Consider the following 3,533-nt stretch of genomic DNA (forward strand, 5'->3'; position numbering starts at 1 on the left):
CTGGCCGAGGGCTGGACGGTCCTCGTGCTCGACCCCGCCGGGCCGGTGACCGTCGTGCTGGGCCGACCGGCGGTCCAGGCCCTGGCTGCGGGGGAGGCGTGGACCCCGGCCGTCCACGACGGCGCCGTCGACGAGCAGGTCGCCGCAGCGGTTCGCACGGCCCTGCACGGGGTGCTCGGCGTGCTCGACGCCCAACCCGAACCGGGCGACCGCACCGAGGTCGCGGTCCGCCTCCAGGTGATGGCGGGACTGGACCGCATGCGGCTCGAGCGCGTGGTGGCGCGGGCGGACGCCGCCCTGGCCGGCGACCCCGTCGTGGCCGCGAGGGTCGACTCGATCGAGCTGCGCCTGGTTCGCTGAGCCGGCTGGGCGGCAGGCTCAGCGCCGGCGCAGGGCCCGGGTGAGCAGGGCCGTCACGAGGACGGCGCCGAGCACGACCTGCCCGCCCAGCACGGCCCGGTTGAGGTCGAAGGTGGGGTGGAACCGCACCCCGTTCCCGGTCACCTCGTAGACCCCGAACGGGATGACGCGCGCGCCCAGCACGCCCCCGCCACCGTGCGCGGCCCCGGCGTTCGACTCGTCCGCCCCGGAGGGGCCTGCGGCGCTGCCCGAGCCGACCGTGGTGAGGCCGAGGACCTTGGCGACCGGGATCACGAGCGTGCCGTCGCGCTCGTAGGCCTCGCCGAACACCTGCCGCACGGACACGGTGTCCTTGGTCGCGGCGATGAACGTGCTGGGGTCGAACGGCTGCTCGGGCATCACGATCTCCTGTCGGACGGGCGCCGGGTGCGGCCCTGACCTCCAGCATGGCGCGGCCCGGGTCCACCCACCAGCGCCGCACGGACCGTGGGCGGGCCCTGAGACACTGGTCCCATGTCCCGCCCGTCCTACCGTGCTCTGCTGCGCCTTCCGGGGGTGCCCGGCCTCTACCTGCTGTCGTTCTTCGCCCGGATCCCGCACGCCATGTCGGGCCTCGTGCTCACCCTGCACGTGGTCGGGCCGCTGCACCGGGGCTACGCGCAGGCCGGTCTGGCGACCGCGGCGGCGACGGTCGGGATGGCAGTGGGCGGCCCCTGGCGCGGTCGGCTGGTGGACCGCTACGGGCTGCGGCGGGCGATCCTGCCGTCGGTCGTCGTGGAGTCGGTGGTCTGGATCGCGGCGCCGCGCCTGGGGTTCGAGGCGCTCGTCGTGGCGGCGTTCCTGGGCGGGCTGTTCCTCGTCCCGGTGTTCCCGGTCACCCGGCAGTCGCTGTCGGTCCTGGTCCCGGTCAAGCAGCGGCAGGCGGCCTACGCGCTGGACTCGGCGGGGACCGAGGCCACGTTCATGCTCGCGCCCGTCGTGGCGGTGCTCGTGTCGACCCGGTTCTCCACCTCGGTGGCCCTCGTCACGCTCGGCGTGGCCACGGCGGTGGCCGGCCTCGGGCTCATCTGGGCGAACCCACCGACCCGGACGGCGGGTGCGTCCCGCACACCGAGCGCGGAGGCGAAGGCGTGGCGCCCCGGCACCGAGCTCGTGGTCGTCCTGCTCGCAGCCCTCGCGGCCTCGGTCGTGCTGGTCGGCACCGATCTGTCCATCGTGGCCACGCTCAACGAGGCGGGGCGCACCGCGGACGTCGGCTGGATGATCGCGGTGTGGGCGGCCGGGTCGCTCGTCGGCGGGCTCGGCTACGGCCTGCTGCGTCGGTCGCCGTCGCCGCTCGTGCTCGTCGCGCTGCTGTCCGCGGTGACCGTCCCGATCGCGTTCGTGCACGGGCCGACGGGGCTGGCGGTGCTCGTGTTCATCTCCGGGCTGCCGTGCGCCCCGACGCTGTCGACCATCAACGCCCGGCTCGTGACGATCGTGCCGGAGGCCCGTCGTGGCGAGGTGATCGGGTGGGCGGGCACCGTGCAGACGGTCGCCAACGCGATGGGCGCCCCGATCATCGGGGCGGCGGTCGACCGGGTGGGGCCCTCAGCAGGCTTCCTCGTCGCCGCGGGGCTCGGTGTGCTCGTCGTGGTGGGCGGCTGGGCCGCGCTGCGGCTGCGGGCGCACACGCGGTCGGGAGCGCAGAGCGAACCCGACGGCGACGCGGGGGTGGACGGATCCGGACGGCCGGACGGCGATGCGCGGCCGGACGTGTCCGGACGGGTGGATCGCTCCGCACCGGCCGGCGAACCCACGCAGTCGGACGACCCCGCCGCGATCACAGCGGGGAGCGAGGTCAGCTCACCGGGCCGGTGAGCTTCTCGCCCGGGCCCTCGCCGAGCGGGTCGGGGTAGGCCGACGCCTCGCGGAAGGCCAGCTGCAGCGTGCGCAGCCCGTCCCGCAGCGCCCGGGCGTGCTCGTTGCCGAGGTCCGGAGCGGCAGCCGTGACCAGGCCGGCCAGGGCGTTGATGAGCTTGCGCGCCTCGTCCAGGTCCGTCAGCTGGGCTCCGGTCCCGGCCGGGCCGTCCTCGGCCAGGCCGCACTTGACGGCGGCGGCGCTCATGAGGTGCACGGCCGCGGTGGTGATCACCTCCACGGCGGCGACCTCGGCGATGTCCCGGGTCGCCGTGGCGACCTGGTCGTCGTCGTCGCCGTCCGGCTGGTTCTGCGCGACGTGCTGGTGCTGACCTGGGCTGCTGCTCACGGCCCGCATCCTGCCACCTGTGCGCTGCCCACGGTCTGCTAAAGTGACCCGTTGACTGACTTGCTCCGATGCGTGTGCTCGTCCGGTTCGCCCTTCAGGACGTCCGGGCGCGGCACGGGGATCGGGGCAAGGGCACAAGCGGAGAACCCTCCCACCCGTGCCCGACTGTTGCGGCTCACACCGTGACGACGGGGTCCGGGTCCAGTCCAGCCGGTTGCGTTGCGCGCGACGGGTCCGTCGTGACCGCGACGGTGGACGTGAGGCCTTCGCCTGTGCTCAGGGCGAGGGCCTTTCTCGTCCCTGGTGGTCCACACGACGAACTCGAGGAGCACACATCAGCGAGCCCCGCATCAACGATCGCATCCGCGTCGCCGAGGTCCGGCTTGTCGGCCCGGCCGGCGAGCAGGTCGGCATCGTGCGCGTGGAGGACGCCCTGCGCCTAGCCCAGGACGCCGATCTCGACCTGGTCGAGGTCGCCCCCGACGCCCGCCCGCCGGTCGTCAAGATCATGGACTACGGCAAGTACAAGTACGAGGCCGACATGAAGGCCCGTGAGGCTCGCCGCAACCAGGCGAACACGGTCCTCAAGGAGATCCGGTTCCGGCTCAAGATCGACCCGCACGACTACGGCACGAAGGTCGGCCACATCGAGCGGTTCCTCAAGGGCGGCGACAAGGTCAAGGTCATGATCCAGTTCCGCGGCCGCGAGCAGTCGCGCCCGGAGATGGGCATCCGCCTGCTCAACCGCCTGTCGGAGGACGTCGCCGAGTTCGGGTTCGTCGAGAGCACGCCCAAGCAGGACGGGCGCAACATGGTCATGGTGATCGCGCCGGTCAAGCGCAAGGCCGAGCAGCGCAACGAGGCCCGTCGCGCCGCCGCGAGCCAGCCGCGCGCCGCCGCCCCGGCCGCCGAGCAGACGGCAGCT

Annotated in this window: 4 protein-coding genes and 1 pseudogene; 3 read left to right on the forward strand and 2 right to left on the reverse strand. The window is 73.9% G+C overall.

The window, feature by feature from the left end:
- Nucleotides 1–360, forward strand: a pseudogene (locus tag F2B26_RS15095) (SseB family protein); the annotation flags it as partial.
- A gap of 18 nt (nt 361–378) precedes the next feature.
- Here the strand turns inward: F2B26_RS15095 and F2B26_RS15100 are convergent.
- On the reverse strand, nt 379–759 hold the full coding sequence (locus F2B26_RS15100) for a sporulation protein (RefSeq protein ID WP_159810762.1): 381 nt from the start codon (nt 757–759) through the stop codon (nt 379–381).
- 114 nt (nt 760–873) lie between these two features.
- On the opposite strand from F2B26_RS15100, the gene F2B26_RS15105 reads away from it, so the two are divergent.
- Nucleotides 874–2,220, forward strand: coding sequence for an MFS transporter (locus F2B26_RS15105; protein WP_159810764.1), 1,347 nt, complete (start codon nt 874–876; stop codon nt 2,218–2,220).
- On the opposite strand, the gene F2B26_RS15110 is transcribed toward F2B26_RS15105, so the two are convergent.
- The gene (locus F2B26_RS15110; protein WP_159810766.1) at nt 2,201–2,617 is read right to left on the reverse strand and encodes a DUF1844 domain-containing protein; all 417 of its coding nucleotides are present in this window, start codon (nt 2,615–2,617) and stop codon (nt 2,201–2,203) included. The genes F2B26_RS15105 and F2B26_RS15110 overlap by 20 nt on opposite strands.
- Nucleotides 2,618–2,957: 340 nt before the next feature.
- Here F2B26_RS15110 and infC point away from each other — a divergent pair.
- Nucleotides 2,958–3,533: translation initiation factor IF-3 (infC, locus tag F2B26_RS15115; protein ID WP_268891115.1), on the forward strand; the 576-nt coding region annotated here is incomplete at its 3' end.

Source organism: Cellulomonas citrea, assembly GCF_009829685.1.
Taxonomy (GTDB): domain Bacteria; phylum Actinomycetota; class Actinomycetes; order Actinomycetales; family Cellulomonadaceae; genus Cellulomonas; species Cellulomonas citrea.